Annotated in this window: 11 protein-coding genes and 1 pseudogene; 7 read left to right on the forward strand and 5 right to left on the reverse strand. The window is 57.4% G+C overall.

What is annotated here, in order from left to right; all coding sequences use genetic code 11:
- Positions 1-77: 77 nt before the first annotated feature.
- The 5 genes and pseudogenes from N8E88_RS18055 to N8E88_RS18075 all read right to left on the reverse strand — a co-directional run bounded on the left by N8E88_RS18055 (position 78) and on the right by N8E88_RS18075 (position 5,318).
- Complete coding sequence (locus N8E88_RS18055) at positions 78-761, reverse strand: septation protein A (RefSeq protein ID WP_262295524.1); 684 nt, start codon at positions 759-761, stop codon at positions 78-80.
- The gene (gene ftsY / locus N8E88_RS18060; protein WP_262294873.1) at positions 761-2,179 is read right to left on the reverse strand and encodes a signal recognition particle-docking protein FtsY; all 1,419 of its coding nucleotides are present in this window, start codon (positions 2,177-2,179) and stop codon (positions 761-763) included. The genes N8E88_RS18055 and ftsY overlap by 1 nt, the downstream gene beginning before the upstream one ends.
- Before the next feature lie 23 nt (positions 2,180-2,202).
- Positions 2,203-3,487 (reverse strand): annotated as a pseudogene (gene mtaB / locus N8E88_RS18065) (tRNA (N(6)-L-threonylcarbamoyladenosine(37)-C(2))-methylthiotransferase MtaB).
- Positions 3,487-4,380: a diaminopimelate epimerase gene (dapF, locus tag N8E88_RS18070; protein ID WP_262294874.1), complete on the reverse strand. Its 894-nt coding sequence runs from the start codon at positions 4,378-4,380 to the stop codon at positions 3,487-3,489. Before dapF ends, mtaB begins: the two are co-directional and overlap by 1 nt.
- A 131-nt stretch (positions 4,381-4,511) precedes the next feature.
- The gene (locus N8E88_RS18075) at positions 4,512-5,318 is read right to left on the reverse strand and encodes a siderophore-interacting protein (RefSeq protein ID WP_262294875.1); all 807 of its coding nucleotides are present in this window, start codon (positions 5,316-5,318) and stop codon (positions 4,512-4,514) included.
- A 336-nt stretch (positions 5,319-5,654) separates the two neighbouring features.
- Here N8E88_RS18075 and N8E88_RS18080 point away from each other — a divergent pair, with 336 nt between their 5' ends.
- The 7 genes from N8E88_RS18080 to odhB all read left to right on the forward strand — a co-directional run bounded on the left by N8E88_RS18080 (position 5,655) and on the right by odhB (position 15,312).
- Complete coding sequence (locus tag N8E88_RS18080; RefSeq protein WP_262294876.1) at positions 5,655-6,191, forward strand: protease inhibitor Inh/omp19 family protein; 537 nt, start codon at positions 5,655-5,657, stop codon at positions 6,189-6,191.
- 46 nt (positions 6,192-6,237) lie between these two features.
- Positions 6,238-7,425, forward strand: a complete 1,188-nt coding sequence (zapE, locus tag N8E88_RS18085; RefSeq protein ID WP_262294877.1) for a cell division protein ZapE — start codon at positions 6,238-6,240, stop codon at positions 7,423-7,425.
- Positions 7,426-7,726: 301 nt separating this feature from the next.
- Positions 7,727-8,689, forward strand: coding sequence for a malate dehydrogenase (mdh, locus tag N8E88_RS18090; RefSeq protein ID WP_262294878.1), 963 nt, complete (start codon positions 7,727-7,729; stop codon positions 8,687-8,689).
- Between the two features lie 69 nt (positions 8,690-8,758).
- Positions 8,759-9,955 carry an ADP-forming succinate--CoA ligase subunit beta gene (gene sucC / locus N8E88_RS18095; RefSeq protein WP_262294879.1) on the forward strand — a complete coding sequence of 399 codons (1,197 nt, stop codon included), beginning with the start codon at positions 8,759-8,761 and terminating at the stop codon, positions 9,953-9,955.
- A gap of 3 nt (positions 9,956-9,958) precedes the next feature.
- Positions 9,959-10,873, forward strand: a complete 915-nt coding sequence (gene sucD / locus N8E88_RS18100; RefSeq protein WP_114429646.1) for a succinate--CoA ligase subunit alpha — start codon at positions 9,959-9,961, stop codon at positions 10,871-10,873.
- 88 nt (positions 10,874-10,961) lie between these two features.
- Positions 10,962-13,982, forward strand: coding sequence for a 2-oxoglutarate dehydrogenase E1 component (locus N8E88_RS18105; protein WP_262294880.1), 3,021 nt, complete (start codon positions 10,962-10,964; stop codon positions 13,980-13,982).
- A 34-nt stretch (positions 13,983-14,016) separates the two neighbouring features.
- Positions 14,017-15,312, forward strand: a complete 1,296-nt coding sequence (gene odhB, locus N8E88_RS18110; RefSeq protein ID WP_262294881.1) for a 2-oxoglutarate dehydrogenase complex dihydrolipoyllysine-residue succinyltransferase — start codon at positions 14,017-14,019, stop codon at positions 15,310-15,312.
- Positions 15,313-15,325: the final 13 nt, after the last annotated feature.

The following is a 15,325-nucleotide window of genomic DNA, read 5'->3' on the forward strand; positions in this document are numbered from 1 at the left end:
CTTGAGCGCGGATCGCGGCGGGATTTCGTCGCGATCGGGCGGAAATTATGACCCTTTTCAGCCGGATTGTGGCGGTCCTATTGCTCTTTGCTCGACGCTTTCTCGGCCGCAGGCTCGATGGAATACTTCATTACGAGCGGCATCTGCGCGAAGGTGAAGAGCAGCGTGATCGGCATGGTGCCCCAAACCTTGAACGCTACCCAGAAATCGGTCGAGAAACTGCGCCACACGACTTCATTCAGTACGGCGAGGAAAATGAAGAAAATCCCCCAGCGCATGGTCAGCTTGCGCCAACCCTCGGCATTCAGCTTAAAGGCACTGTCAAAAACATAGCCGAGCAGGGATTTGCCGAAATAAAGTCCGCCGAGCAGGATGATCCCGAACAATGCATTGACGATGGTCGGCTTCATCTTGATGAAGGTCTCATTGTGGAGCCATAGCGTCAGCGCTCCGAAGATCAGCACGACAATGCCGGAGATCAGCGGCATGATCGGCAGGCTGCGCACCAGAATCCAGGAAGCGGCAAGTGCAATCGCCGTTGCCGCCATGAACAGGGCGGTGGCGATGAAAATCGGCCCGCCAATATTGGAGAGGGCAGGAAAGCGTTCGATCAACCATTCGCCGCGCGCGTTGGCGAAAAAGAACACCATCAGCGGGCCGAGTTCCAGAACCAGCTTGAGCAGTGGATTGATCTCCTTGCGCGCCGGATCGGTTCTGGCTGCCGGATCAGATGGATCGCGTTCGAATATGGGCTGTTCCATCATGCAACTCCTGCGATGGCTTTGGCAAAATCGCTTGCGGCGAAAGGTTCGAGGTCTTCGACCTGCTCGCCGACACCAATGAAATAGACTGGCAGTTTATGTTTTGCCGATATGGCGACAAGAATGCCGCCACGTGCTGTGCCGTCAAGTTTGGTCATCACGAGACCATTGACGCCGGCGATGTTCTTGAAAATCTCGACCTGATTGAGAGCATTCTGCCCGGTCGTCGCATCAAGCGTCTGCAGCACCGTATGCGGTGCTTCCGGGTCGTTCTTGCCGAGCACACGAACGATCTTCGCGAGTTCGTCCATCAGTTCCGCCCGGTTCTGCAGACGGCCGGCTGTGTCGATGATCAGAACGTCGCTTCCGGCCTCTTTTGCCTGTTTCCACGCATCGAAGGCGAGCCCCGCCGCATCGGCGCCAAGCTTGGAGGAAACGACAGGTGCGCCGGTGCGTTTGCCCCAGATGTGCAACTGTTCGATGGCTGCCGCCCGGAACGTATCGCCCGCTGCGAGCATGACGTTGAGGCCACCCGCCGTAAGCTTGGCGGCAAGCTTACCGATCGTCGTGGTCTTGCCGGTGCCATTGACGCCGACAACGAGGATCACATGCGGTTTATGCGAAAGGTCGAGTTCCAGCGGCTTGGCCACCGGACCCAGCACCTTCTCGATTTCCGCTGCCATGATGGCGCGGACTTCCTCCGTGCTGATATCCTTGCCATAGCGTGTTGCGCTCAAGGCGCCAGTGATGCGGATGGCGGTCTCCATGCCGAGATCTGCCTGGATCAGCACGTCTTCCAGATCCTGCAACGTTTCTTCGTCGAGCTTGCGCCGGGTGAAGATGCTGCCGATGGAATCGCCGAGTTGCTGGGAGGAACGGAACAACCCCTTGCGCAGGCGCTCGAACCAGGAAAGGCGCGTTTCCGGTTCTGTAATGGCGGGTTGTTCAGCCTGCTTTTCCTCGACCGTTTTGCTAACCGTTACTTTTGAGGGCTTGGGTGCGGCTACAGGCTCGGGTGCTTCTTCAACTTCGGGCGTGGGAGCTTCGGGAGCAGAGATCGGCACTGGCTCGATCGCCATGTCGCCCATGGGCGATTCAATCTCATCCGTGACCTCGACGAGTTCATCGACTGGCGAGGGTTCAATTTCGGTCTGTTCGACGACGACAGGTTCGATATCTTGAAGTAACTCCGGCTCTACCGCCGTCTCTTCGAAGGTATCCTGTTCCTCGACAACCGGTGCTGCCTCAGCAGGAATAGTTTCGACAGGAACATCCAATGCTTCCTGCGCCGTTGTATCCTCATAAAGCTGCTCAGGCGTCGGTAGCTGATCGAGCTCGACTAGAGGCTTCTCAACCGCAACCTCTTCGATCTCCTTTTTACCGAAGGAGAATATCTTCTTGATGAAACCCAGAGCCATGAAAACTGCTTTGCTGATTAAGTTTATGCTGCGCGCCGGCTGCTATCATTAGCCAATAGCTTGTCGCTGTCATGGCCATTGATCGTGCGCTCGATGATTTGGCCCGGCACACCGCCATCAACACCGACCAAGGTGAAACCCTCTGTCCGGCCAAGGCCTTCACGTTCGATGAGAATTTTCTGCGTCGTGCCAACGATACTCTGCAAGTGGCGGCGATAGGCCCTATCGCCCGCAGCCCGAAGGCTTGCCGCGCGTGCCTTGACGATCTGGCGGTTAACCTGCGGCATGCGCGCAGCGGGCGTTCCTTCACGCGGGCTGAACGGAAAAACGTGCAGATGCGTCAAGCCACATTCCTCGACGATCCGGATGGAATTCTCGAACATCTCGTCCGTCTCGGTCGGAAAACCGGCGATAATATCCGCACCGAAAACGACATCCGGGCGAATCTTGCGGACATTCTCGCAAAACTCGATTGAATCTTCGCGCAGATGGCGGCGCTTCATGCGCTTCAGGATCATGTTGTCGCCGGACTGCAACGATAGATGCAGATGTGGCATCATACGTTTCTCGGTCGCGAGCGCTTCCATCAAATCCTCGTCGGCCTCGATCAGAATCGATGGAGGAAAGACGCAGCCGCTGCAAGTCCGGTACTTCCCTGAGTACAGTCTTAATTAGCTTGCCCAGCCGCAAGTTTCCCGGAAGATCCGGTCCATAGCTGGTCATGTCGACGCCAGTCAGCACCACTTCGTTATAACCGTTGCCGACCAGGCGCTTTACCTGCTCGACGACGCCGCCCATCGGCACCGAGCGCGAGTTACCCCGGCCGTACGGAATGATGCAGAAGGTGCAGCGGTGATCGCAGCCATTCTGCACCTGAACAAAAGCACGGGCGCGACCCTCGATGGCGTCGACCATGTGCGAGGCGGTCTCGCGCACCTCCATGATGTCGTTGACACGCACTTTTTCAAACTGGTTGACACCGAAATCCGGCAGCATGCGATAGGAGTTGGATTTCAGCTTCTCCTCGTTACCGAGAACGAGATCGACTTCATCCATGGCAGCAAATTCATCCGCGCCCGTTTGCGCGGCGCAACCGGTAACGATAATGCGCGCTTGCGGATTGTCTCTGCGTGCCTTGCGGATGGCTTGCCGGGCCTGGCGCACAGCTTCGCTGGTAACGGCGCAGGTATTGAAAATGATCGCGCCATCTTCCAGCGCGCCCAGACCCGCCGCATCGGCTTCGCGCTTCATCACCTCCGACTCGTATGTATTGAGCCGGCAACCGAATGTGACGACGTCGACAGCCATCACGCCGCTCCCTGCGAGGATTTGGCATCGTCGCGGTGCCACGCTCCGGTCGCGGGGTCCAGAGATCCTGAAAACTCCCATTCCGCGGGCCCGATCATGATCACGTGATCGTTTTCAAGCCATTCGATCACCAGCGGTCCGCCCGGAACAGTGACCGTTACAGTTCTTTCGGTGCGGCCGGTACGCGCGGCGGAAACACCAGCGGCGCAGGCAGCAGAACCGCAAGCCTTGGTCAAACCGGCGCCGCGTTCCCACGTACGCAGGGTAATGGCATTGCGGCTTGTCACGTGCGCAATGGAGATGTTGGCGCGTTCCGGGAAGATCGGATGGTTTTCTAGGAGAGGCCCGAAGCGCTCCAGATCGTAGGTCCACACATCCTGGTCAACCCAGAAGATCGCATGCGGATTGCCCATGCTGGCGACCGATGGCGAATGCAGGACCGGTGCATCGATCGGCCCAATTTGCAATTCGATCCTGCGTGTGTCGTGAAACGGTTCCGCGAGGGGAATGTCCTGCCAATCGAAGCGCGGCTTGCCCATGTCTACGGAGATCTGCCCGTCTGGATGTTCGCGGGCGGTCAGGATTCCGGCGATAGTCTCGAAAGTGAACTCACGCTTGCCGGTTTCGGAACTCAGCGCCTGCACCACGCAGCGCATGCCATTGCCACAGGCCTGCGCCTCGCTGCCGTCGGAATTGATGATCTCGATATAGGCTTCCGTGCCGCCAGTTTTCGGTGCGTGAATTGCCATGATCTGGTCGAACTTGGTCGCCGGATCCCGGTCGAGCGCGATAGCCGCGTCAGCCGTAATCCGGTCCGCACGCCCGCGCATATCGGCAACGATGATTTCGTTACCAAGCCCGTTCATCTTCGCAAATTGCGCGTATGCCGCCATGCCTTCGCTAGCCTATAATTGTCATCATCTGTCGATAGAGGGCTTATATGGCGGAAAAGGGGAAGAAATGCCAGTGCCAGCGCGCACCAATGCTGCGCGGCATCGATACTGGCGTTGTGGTCTGCCAGCGTTCAGTGCGGCTCGTGCGCATCGGCGACGCCGCGCAACCAGTAGCCGGCTGCCTTGACCCACTCGGCATTGAAGCCGCGTTGGTCAACGAGATGATTGCGTACAGCCTTTGAAATGCTGCTTTCGGCGGCGATGAAGGCGTAGCAGTCCCCCTCGGGCAGATCGAGCTGCTCGATTCTGCGCAACAATAAATTGTTGTTACCGGCTTCCGCGCCATTGCGATGTACCCAGATGATCTCTGCTTGGGCTTGGGTATCAAGCAGCTGTTCTTCTTCTCTGCTGGCGACCTCGATTATCGCGATAGCCCGCGCCGAGGATGGCAGTTCCTCCAGGCGGCGGCTAATGGCTGGCAAGGCCGTTTCGTCGCCGGCAAGCAAGTACCAATCGAAAGCGTCAGGGATGACTAGCGAGCCGCGGGGTCCACCAATCACGATCTTTTGGCCGCCTTTCGCCTGCGCAGCCCAGCTTGAGGCGGGGCCATCCCCATGCAGGACAAAATCTACCTCCAGCGTATTGGAGGCCGCGTCATAGGCGCGCGGCGTGTAATCCCGCATTTCCGGGCGCGGGCTATCTGCCGGAAAAGCGAGGCCATCTGACCCCAGCACCGGCATAACGGGTTCGCTTCCTGCGGGCGGAAAGAAAATCTTGATATGATCCGCATAGCCCGGGCTGCTGAAACCCGCGAGCTGATCGCCTGCAAGGGTTACACGCAACATCAATGGAGTGATGTGTTTGACGGCATGCACGTCGAGGAGGCGGAGCCGGGCTTCATGGCGGATTCGTTGCGGAGATTTATTCATGAGTGTCATACTCAGGAAATATCTTACGATGCGGGTTAGTTCAACGGCGTTGTTTACACATTTCCGTCATTGCTTGCTGCGATGCATAAGACTTTATTCACCTTGAAATGATTGAATTGGTTAATACCGCGGGTCCAGGTTGACCGCGGGCAGCTTTGGAAGGTGTGGCGATATTGTCAGTTCCACCATATTTTGATGGTCCTGATGGCCGGTTCAGTCAGAAAAACAGCGCTTTTTCTGGGGTGCGGGTTGAAATTTCGCCGCTATCGCCATTGTATTGATAGTTAACGAGCGCCGAATGGAATCGCATTCCGAGTTCAAATGCGCAGATGGAGAACTGAAGTTATGGGGACTTTGAAAGTCAATTTGCTGGCCGTCGCCGTTGTCGGCATGGCGCTGGCGGGATGCCAGAGTTCACGGATGGATCCTGTCTCTACCGCGCCTGCACCATTGCAGCCGGCACCATCAGGCTCGGTGAGCCAGAGCCAGCTGCCACCACCGGGCGGGACCAATCAGTTTCCGACGGCGCCGACAACGGGTAACGCAACTCCAGCGCCCCAGGGCAATACGCAGGTCGCCGCGCTTCCCCCGGAAAACGCACCAGACCTTACTGCCAGCAGCGTCGCCGGCGTGTGGAATGCTTCGATGGGCGGGCAGAGCTGCAAGATCGCGACGCCGCAGACCAAGTTCGGCCAAGGCTACCGAGCCGGTCCTCTGCGCTGCCCGGGCGAACTTGCCAACCTCTCTTCCTGGGCTGTGAGTGGCAAACAGCTCACGCTTTATGATGCAGCTGGCGGTACAGTGGCAAAACTCTATTCTTCCGGCCAGTCGAAGTTCGATGGCCAGACTTCGGGCGGGCAGAACGTCAGCCTGTCACGTTAGCTAAAGTTGGAGTGCGCCACGGGCGCACCCGGAGACTGCATTTCGCATGTCGCACGATAATCTGAAAGTATTTCCCTCCGTGCGTGAGCGCTACGATGCGCTTGTGCATGCAGGAGATTTGGACGACGATCCATCGCAACAGCGTCTTGCCAGTCGATTTGATCGTTTGATCCACGACGTGGCGACGAAGCGTCTGGCAACAAAATCCAGTGCGCTGGGCTGGCTGTTCAGCCGAAAGGCGCCTCGGCACGAGATCGTCAAGGGCCTGTACATCCATGGCGAAGTCGGTCGCGGCAAGACCATGCTGATGGACATGTTCCATCAACTGGTGCCGGTCAAACGCAAACGCCGGGCACATTTTATCGATTTCATGGCGGATGTGCATGAACGCATCAATGCGCACCGCCAGGCTCTCAAGAAGGGCGAGACGAAACAGGAGGATCCTATTCCGCCAGTCGCCGATGCGTTGGCAGAACAGGCGTGGGTTCTGTGTTTCGACGAATTCACGGTGACCGATATCGCCGATGCAATGATCCTGTCGCGCCTGTTTCGAGCGCTCTTCGAGCGTGGCGTGGTGCTCGTTGCTACTTCTAATGTCGCGCCGGACAATCTTTATCGCGACGGTCTCAACCGCCAGCTTTTCCTGCCGTTCGTCGACCTTCTGAAAACCCACGTGGATGTCATCAACCTCGACGCGCGCACGGATTATCGCCTGGAGAAGCTGAACCGCATGCCGGTTTTTCTTTCGCCACTCGACGACGAGACGAACCGGCTGATGGATGAGGCCTGGCACGCTGCAACCGATGGCGCGACGATCACGCAAGATAGCGTCAAGGTCAAAGGCCGCACGGTCGTCATTCCGCATGCAGCGCGGCACGTCGCGCGTTTTACCTTTGCCGATCTTTGCTCGAAGCCGCTCGGGGCAGCAGATTATACCGCGATCATCAAGCGCTATCAGACAATCTTTATCGATGCTGTGCCGGTACTCGACCAGCCGAGACGCAATGAAGCCAAGCGATTCATCATCCTGATCGATATTCTTTATGACCACCATGTTCACGTGGTGATCTCGGCGGCCGCCTCACCGGACCAGCTTTACGTGGCAAAGTCAGGTACAGAGGCCTTTGAATTTGATCGTACGGCATCGCGGTTGTTCGAGATGCAGAGCGAAGACTATCTGGCGGAAGCAGGCAAGCTCGAGCCTGTCGCGGAGGCACGATCCGCCGGGATTTGACCCATCAATTGAGTGCGATGCGGCTCGCCATTCTTTCATCATTTTGATATGTTGCCTGTGTTAAAAACAACGGGGTTTGGCTGCCGTGGAGCGAATAGAATTGACGTTTACGTAAATCCCATCAATTCTAACCGATTGAATTTATTAGGGTGAAAATTTTATGTTGAGTTATTTTTGAAAGAGGAATATTCGAACGTCCCAGCGCAAAGACATGTGGTAAAAGGTTTGCCCGTGGGCTGCCTCAATATTGCGATGTGTCCTTTGGCGTCCGTCAAGACTTCAGATCAAGGAAGTAATCAGCATGGCACGTAATAAAATCGCCCTCATCGGTTCAGGCATGATCGGTGGAACGCTTGCACATCTGATCGGGCTCAAGGAGCTCGGTGATATCGTGCTTTTCGACATCGCAGAAGGCATACCGCAGGGCAAGGGACTGGACATCGCCCAGTCGTCGCCAGTCGACGATTTCGACGCCAGTCTCGTCGGCGCCAATGATTATTCGGCAATCGAAGGCGCGGACGTGGTGATCGTTACCGCCGGAGTACCGCGCAAGCCAGGCATGAGCCGCGATGATCTTCTCGGTATCAACCTCAAGGTCATGGAGCAGGTCGGTGCGGGCATCAAGAAGTACGCCCCCGGCGCTTTCGTGATCTGCATCACCAATCCGCTGGACGCCATGGTCTGGGCATTGCAGAAGTTCTCCGGTCTGCCGAAGAATATGGTTGTCGGCATGGCCGGTATTCTTGATAGCGCACGCTTCCGTTATTTCCTTGCTGACGAGTTCAAAGTCTCCGTTGAGGATGTCACCGCCTTCGTTCTCGGTGGTCACGGCGACAGCATGGTGCCGCTTGCACGCTATTCGACCGTTGCGGGTATCCCGCTTCCGGATCTCGTCAAGATGGGTTGGACCAGCCAGGAGAACCTCGATCAGATCATCCAGCGTACCCGCGATGGCGGCGCCGAAATCGTCGGCCTGCTGAAAACGGGTTCTGCTTTCTATGCGCCGGCATCGTCAGCTATCCAGATGGCTGAAGCTTTCCTCAAGGACAAGAAGCGCGTTCTTCCCGTCGCAGCGCATCTTTCCGGCCAGTATGGCGTCAAGGACATGTATGTCGGCGTCCCGGTCATCATCGGCGCCGGTGGTGTCGAGCGCGTCATCGAAATCGATCTCAACAAGACCGAACAGAAACAATTCGAGGCTTCGGTCGCTTCTGTTGCGGGTCTGTGTGAGGCCTGCATCAACATTGCTCCGAACCTGAAGTAACTCGGGCCTGAAACAATTCTGAAACGATCCGCACCTATGTGTGCGGATTATTCGTAGAGGAAATATCATATGAATATTCACGAATATCAGGCCAAGCGTCTGTTGCACTCATTCGGTGCCCCGATCGCCAATGGCGTCGCCGTCTATTCCGTCGAACAAGCGGAAGAGTGGGCGAAGACGTTGCCCGGTCCGCTTTATGTGGTGAAGAGCCAGATCCATGCGGGCGGGCGCGGCAAGGGCAAGTTCAAGGAACTCGGACCGGATGCAAAAGGTGGCGTACGCCTTTCGAGATCGGTTGAGGAGGTCGTTGCCAATGCGAAGGAAATGCTCGGCAACACGCTGGTCACCAAGCAGACCGGCCCTGCCGGCAAGCAGGTAAACCGCCTCTACATCGAAGACGGCGCCGACATCGAGCGCGAGCTCTATCTGTCGATTCTGATCGATCGCGCTACCGGGCGCCCGGCTTTCGTTGTTTCCACTGAGGGTGGGATGGATATCGAAGGCGTCGCGCACGACACGCCGGAAAAGATCATCACCGTTTCGATTGATCCGGAAAAAGGCGTGACTGCAGAAGATACCGCCAAGATCAATGACGCGTACGGCCTGGCGGGTGAAGCCAAGGCCGACGGCGAGACGCTTTTCCCGATCCTCTACAAGGCCTTCACCGAGAAGGACATGAGCTTGCTCGAGGTCAATCCGCTGATCGTTATGAAAGACGGCCGCTTGCGGGTTCTCGATGCCAAGGTGTCGTTCGATGGCAACGCGCTGTTCCGCCATCCCGACGTTGTCGAACTCCGCGATACGACCGAAGAGGACGCCAAGGAGATTGAGGCTTCGAAATATGACCTCGCCTATGTGGCCCTCGACGGCAATATCGGCTGCATGGTCAATGGTGCCGGTCTCGCCATGGCAACGATGGACATCATCAAGCTGTATGGTGCTGAGCCAGCGAACTTCCTCGATGTCGGCGGTGGCGCCAGCAAGGAGAAGGTCACGGCTGCGTTCAAGATCATCACGGCCGATCCCGCGGTCAAAGGCATCCTGATCAATATCTTCGGCGGCATCATGAAATGCGATATCATCGCTGAAGGGGTGATCGCTGCGGTCAAGGAAGTCGGCCTCAAGGTCCCGCTCGTCGTTCGCCTCGAAGGTACCAATGCCGAACTCGGCAAGAAAATCATCAATGAAAGCGGTCTGAATGTCGTCTCTGCGGACGATCTCGATGATGCGGCGCAGAAAATCGTCGCAGCTGTGAAGGGGAACTGAGGCATGTCTATTCTGGTCAACAAAGACACCAAGGTTCTCGTTCAGGGCCTCACCGGCAAGACCGGTACATTCCATACCGAGCAGGCCTTGGCCTATTACGGCACCCAGATGGTCGGCGGCATCCATCCGAAAAAGGGCGGCGAGACCTGGGAAGGCAATCTGCCGACCGGTTCGAGCGCGCAGCTGCCGATTTTCGCTACGGTTGCGGAAGGCAAGGATCGTACAGGCGCCAATGCGTCGGTCATCTACGTTCCGCCTGCAGGCGCAGCAGAAGCAATTCTGGAAGCCATCGAGGCAGAGATTCCTTTGATCATCTGCATCACCGAAGGTATTCCCGTCATGGACATGGTTCGCGTCAAGGCACGCCTCGACCGTTCGACCTCGCGCCTGATCGGCCCGAACTGCCCTGGCGTCCTGACGCCGGAAGAATGCAAGATCGGCATCATGCCCGGCAATATCTTCAAGAAGGGTTCGGTGGGTGTTGTATCGCGCTCAGGGACACTTACCTATGAAGCTGTGTTTCAGACGACGAACGAGGGCCTCGGCCAGACGACTGCAGTCGGTATCGGCGGCGACCCTGTGAAGGGCACCGAGTTCATCGACGTCCTGGAAATGTTCCTTGCCGACGAGGCGACCAAATCGATCATCATGATCGGTGAAATCGGCGGCTCGGCTGAAGAAGATGCAGCGCAGTTCATTGCCGACGAAGCAAAGCGTGGCCGCAAGAAGCCGATGGCTGGTTTCATTGCCGGACGTACGGCACCTCCCGGACGCACGATGGGTCATGCCGGCGCTGTCATCTCTGGCGGCAAGGGCGGCGCGGAAGACAAGATCGCAGCGATGGAAGCCGCGGGCATCCGCGTTTCACCTTCGCCGGCACAGCTTGGCAAGACATTGGTCGAAGTCCTCAAGGGCTGAGATGTCAACATAGCGAGAATGGATCGGGACGGTAGTCGCCCCGGTCAACCACCAGAAAAGGAGACGGAGCAGGGCTCCGGTCACGAACATGGCACGTCAAGAACAGGCCAACGATCTTTTCGCTCTCACCTCATTTCTCTATGGCGGCAACGCCAATTATATCGAGGAATTGCACGCGCGTTACGAGCAGGATCCGGCATCGGTGGATGCCGAATGGCAGGAATTCTTCGCCAACCTCAACGACAGCAAGGCTGACGTCATCGCCAATGCCAAGGGCGCGTCCTGGGAGAAGCCGAACTGGCCGATTACCAGCAATGGCGAGCTCGTTTCAGCGCTCGACGGCAATTGGGGCGAAGTCGAAAAGCACATCACCGACAAGTTGAAGGCCAAGAGTGCCAACGGCGCAGCAGCGACCAATGGCGCTGCCGTTGCCCTTCAGGTGCCAGCGTCAGATTCGGATATCATCCATGCTGCCCGCGATTCCGTACGCGCAATCATGATGATCCGTGCCTATCGCATGCGTGGTCATCTGCATGCCAAACTTGACCCGCTCGGCCTTGCCGAAGTCAAGGAAGATTATAATGAGCTGTCGCCCGAGAGCTACGGGTTTTCGCCGGCCGACTACGACCGCAAGATATTCATCGACAATGTGCTGGGTCTCGAATATGCGACGATACCGCAGATGCTCGACATCCTGCAGCGCACCTACTGTTCGACTATCGGCGTCGAGTTCATGCATATTTCCGATCCGGTGGAAAAAGCCTGGATTCAGGAACGAATCGAAGGGCCGGACAAGGGCGTCGCTTTCACGGCGGAAGGCAAAAGGGCCATCCTGTCGAAGCTGATCGAGGCCGAAGGTTTCGAGCAGTTCATCGACGTCAAATACAAGGGCACCAAGCGTTTCGGCCTCGATGGCGCCGAGTCGCTCATCCCGGCGCTTGAGCAGATCGTCAAGCGCGGCGGTTCCATGGGCCTGAAGGAAATCGTTCTCGGCATGGCGCATCGCGGCCGGTTGAATGTTCTCAGCCAGTTCATGCGCAAACCGCACCGCGCGATTTTCCATGAGTTCAAGGGCGGTTCCTATACGCCGGATGACGTTGAAGGTTCCGGTGACGTGAAGTATCACCTTGGCGCCTCATCGGATCGCGAGTTCGACGGCAACAAGGTTCACCTGTCGCTTACCGCCAATCCTTCGCACCTCGAGATCGTCAATCCGGTCGTCATGGGCAAGGCGCGCGCTAAACAGGATCTCATTGCCGGGAATGCCCGCGATGAGATTGTGCCGCTGTCCGAGCGTGCCAAGATCATGCCGCTGCTTCTGCATGGCGATGCGGCGTTCGCCGGTCAAGGCGTTGTCGCCGAATGTCTCGGACTGTCAGGTCTGCGCGGCCACCGCGTTGCCGGGACCGTACATTTCATCATCAACAACCAGATCGGGTTCACCACCAATCCGCGCTTCTCTCGTTCCTCGCCCTATCCCTCGGATGTGGCGAAAATGATCGAAGCGCCGATCTTCCACGTCAATGGCGACGATCCCGAGGCCGTTGTTTACGTGGCGAAGATTGCCACCGAATATCGCATGACGTTCCATAAGCCAGTCGTCATCGACATGTTCTGTTATCGCCGGTTCGGCCACAATGAAGGTGATGAGCCCGCATTCACGCAGCCGATCATGTACAAGACGATCCGCAGTCAAAAGACGACGGTCCAGGTTTATTCCCAGAAGCTGATCGAACAAGAGCTTATCACCGAGGCGGACCTCGACAAGATGCGCGCAGCATGGCGTGAAAGTCTCGAACAGGAATTCGAAGCGGGCCAGCATTACAAACCAAACAAGGCTGATTGGCTTGACGGTGCGTGGAGCGGCCTGCGGACGGCCGACAATGCCGATGAGCAGCGGCGCGGCAAGACCGGGCTGCCGGTGAAGACCTTGAAGGAAATCGGCAGGAAGCTCGCCGAAGTTCCCCCAGGGCTCAATGTGCACCGGACCATCCAGCGTTTCCAGGATAACCGCGCCAAGATGATCGAGACCGGCGAGGGCTTCGATTGGGCGACTGCCGAAGCTTTGGCGTTCGGTTCACTGGTCACGGAAGGCCATCCGGTGCGCCTGTCTGGCCAGGATGTCGAGCGCGGCACGTTCAGCCAGCGTCATTCGGTGCTTTATGATCAGGATACCGAGAAGCGCTATATCCCGCTCAACAATCTGCAGAAGGGCCAGGCAATCTACGAAGTCATCAATTCGATGCTTTCGGAAGAGGCTGTGCTCGGCTTTGAATATGGTTATTCGCTGTCCGATCCGAGAGCGCTGACCCTGTGGGAAGCGCAGTTCGGTGATTTCGCCAATGGCGCACAGGTCATCTTCGACCAGTTCATCTCCTCGGGCGAGCGTAAGTGGCTGCGCATGTCTGGTCTTGTCTGCCTGCTGCCGCATGGCTATGAAGGTCAGGGGCCGGAACATTCCTCGGCCCGGCTCGAGCGTTATCTCCAGCTTTGCGCCGAAGATAATATGCAGGTCGCGAATTGCACGACGCCGGCTAACTACTTCCATATCCTGCGCCGTCAGATGAAACGCGATTTCCGCAAGCCGCTTATCCTGATGACACCGAAATCCTTGCTGCGTCACAAGCGTGCCGTCTCGTCGATCGGAGATTTCACGGGCGATTCATCGTTCCACCGCTTGCTGTGGGATGATGCGCAACTCCTCAAGGATCAGCCGATCAAGCTGCAGAAGGACTCGAAGATCCGCCGCGTGGTATTGTGCTCCGGCAAGGTCTACTACGACCTTTACGAAGAGCGCGAAAAGCGCGGCATAGACGATGTCTATCTTCTGCGTGTCGAGCAGCTTTATCCATTCCCGGCAAAAGCCCTGATCACCGAGCTCTCCCGCTTCCGCAATGCGGAAATGGTCTGGTGTCAGGAAGAGCCCAAGAACATGGGCGCCTGGGCATTCATCGATCCCTATCTGGAATGGGTCCTCGCGCATATCGATGCCAAGCATCAGCGCGTCCGTTACACCGGACGTCCTGCTGCAGCCTCGACGGCAACGGGCCTGATGTCCAAACACCTTGCACAGCTTGAAGCATTCCTTGAAGATGCTTTGGGTTCATAATTGAACAGTAGACGATCAACGGAAGAACGAGAACATGGCCACCGAAATCCGCGTCCCAACGCTGGGCGAATCCGTTTCCGAAGCGACAATTGGCAAATGGTTTAAAAATGTCGGCGATGCGATTGCCGTTGACGAGCCTCTGGTCGAACTCGAAACCGACAAGGTGACGATCGAGGTGCCGGCATCTTCTGCCGGCTCGCTCGCTGAAATCACTGCAAAGGAGGGTGATACGGTCGAAGTCGGTGCCCTGCTTGGTATGATCGGTTCCGGTGATGGCGCTGCAGCGGCTCCTGCCAAGAAGGCGGAGGCAAAGCCGGAAGCTACCGCGCAGGCCTCGGGCAGTGCTGCTGCTGCTTCGACCAAGGAAGCAGAAGCAAAGACCGCCGAAGTCGCCGGTGAGCCGGCCATTACCGAACGCAAACCAAGCGAGATGCCGGCTTCCCCTGCTGCGTCCAAGATTCTTGCCGAGAAAGGCGTTTCCCTCTCTCAGGTCGAGGGGTCCGGCAAGCGTGGACAGGTGCTCAAGGGTGATGTGCTCGATGCCGTTGCCAAAGGCATCACGGCCCAGTCCGCCGCAGCGGAAGCATCCAAGCCTGTTGCGGCTCGTCCCGCATCGTCTGCCGACGACGCGTCGCGCGAAGAGCGGGTGAAAATGACCCGTCTGCGTCAGACAATTGCGCGCCGGTTGAAGGATGCACAGAACACTGCCGCCATGCTGACCACCTATAATGAGGTGGATATGTCGGCTGTCATGGATCTGCGCAATCGCTACAAGGAAATTTTCGAGAAGAAGCATGGCGTCAAGCTCGGCTTCATGGGCTTTTTCACCAAGGCCGTAACGCACGCGCTGAAGGAAGTGCCATCGGTCAACGCCGAAATCGACGGCAACGATATCATCTACAAGAACTTCGCTCACGTTGGCGTCGCTGTCGGCACGGACCGGGGTCTTGTCGTTCCGGTCGTGCGCAATGCTGACCAGATGTCGATCGCCGAGATCGAAAAGGAAATCGGCCGCCTCGGCAAGGCTGCACGTGATGGCGCGCTGTCCATGGCTGACATGCAGGGCGGCACATTCACCATTTCCAACGGCGGCGTCTACGGCTCCCTGATGTCCTCGCCGATCCTCAATGCTCCCCAGTCGGGCATTCTTGGCATGCACAAGATCCAGGATCGCCCGGTGGTTGTCGGCGGGCAGATCGTTATTCGTCCGATGATGTATCTGGCGCTGAGCTACGATCATCGCATCGTCGATGGCAAGGAAGCCGTGACGTTCCTTGTTCGCGTCAAGGAAAGCCTCGAGGATCCGGAGCGTCTTGTTCTCGATCTTTAACAAATGCGACGGT

Origin of the sequence: Phyllobacterium zundukense (assembly GCF_025452195.1) — a bacterium.
Lineage (GTDB): Bacteria > Pseudomonadota > Alphaproteobacteria > Rhizobiales > Rhizobiaceae > Phyllobacterium > Phyllobacterium zundukense_A.

Bases quoted from the DNA above. Each gene is read 5' to 3' on its own strand.
- ftsY (WP_262294873.1), bottom strand. From the start codon at position 2,179: ATGGCTCTGGGTTTCATCAAGAAGATATTCTCCTTCGGTAAAAAGGAG.
- sucC (WP_262294879.1), top strand. From the start codon at position 8,759: ATGAATATTCACGAATATCAGGCCAAGCGTCTGTTGCACTCATTCGGT.
- mdh (WP_262294878.1), top strand. From the start codon at position 7,727: ATGGCACGTAATAAAATCGCCCTCATCGGTTCAGGCATGATCGGTGGA.
- zapE (WP_262294877.1), top strand. From the start codon at position 6,238: ATGTCGCACGATAATCTGAAAGTATTTCCCTCCGTGCGTGAGCGCTAC.
- sucD (WP_114429646.1), top strand. From the start codon at position 9,959: ATGTCTATTCTGGTCAACAAAGACACCAAGGTTCTCGTTCAGGGCCTC.
- N8E88_RS18080 (WP_262294876.1), top strand. From the start codon at position 5,655: ATGGGGACTTTGAAAGTCAATTTGCTGGCCGTCGCCGTTGTCGGCATG.
- N8E88_RS18105 (WP_262294880.1), top strand. From the start codon at position 10,962: ATGGCACGTCAAGAACAGGCCAACGATCTTTTCGCTCTCACCTCATTT.
- odhB (WP_262294881.1), top strand. From the start codon at position 14,017: ATGGCCACCGAAATCCGCGTCCCAACGCTGGGCGAATCCGTTTCCGAA.
- dapF (WP_262294874.1), bottom strand. From the start codon at position 4,380: ATGGCGGCATACGCGCAATTTGCGAAGATGAACGGGCTTGGTAACGAA.
- N8E88_RS18075 (WP_262294875.1), bottom strand. From the start codon at position 5,318: ATGACACTCATGAATAAATCTCCGCAACGAATCCGCCATGAAGCCCGG.
- N8E88_RS18055 (WP_262295524.1), bottom strand. From the start codon at position 761: ATGGAACAGCCCATATTCGAACGCGATCCATCTGATCCGGCAGCCAGA.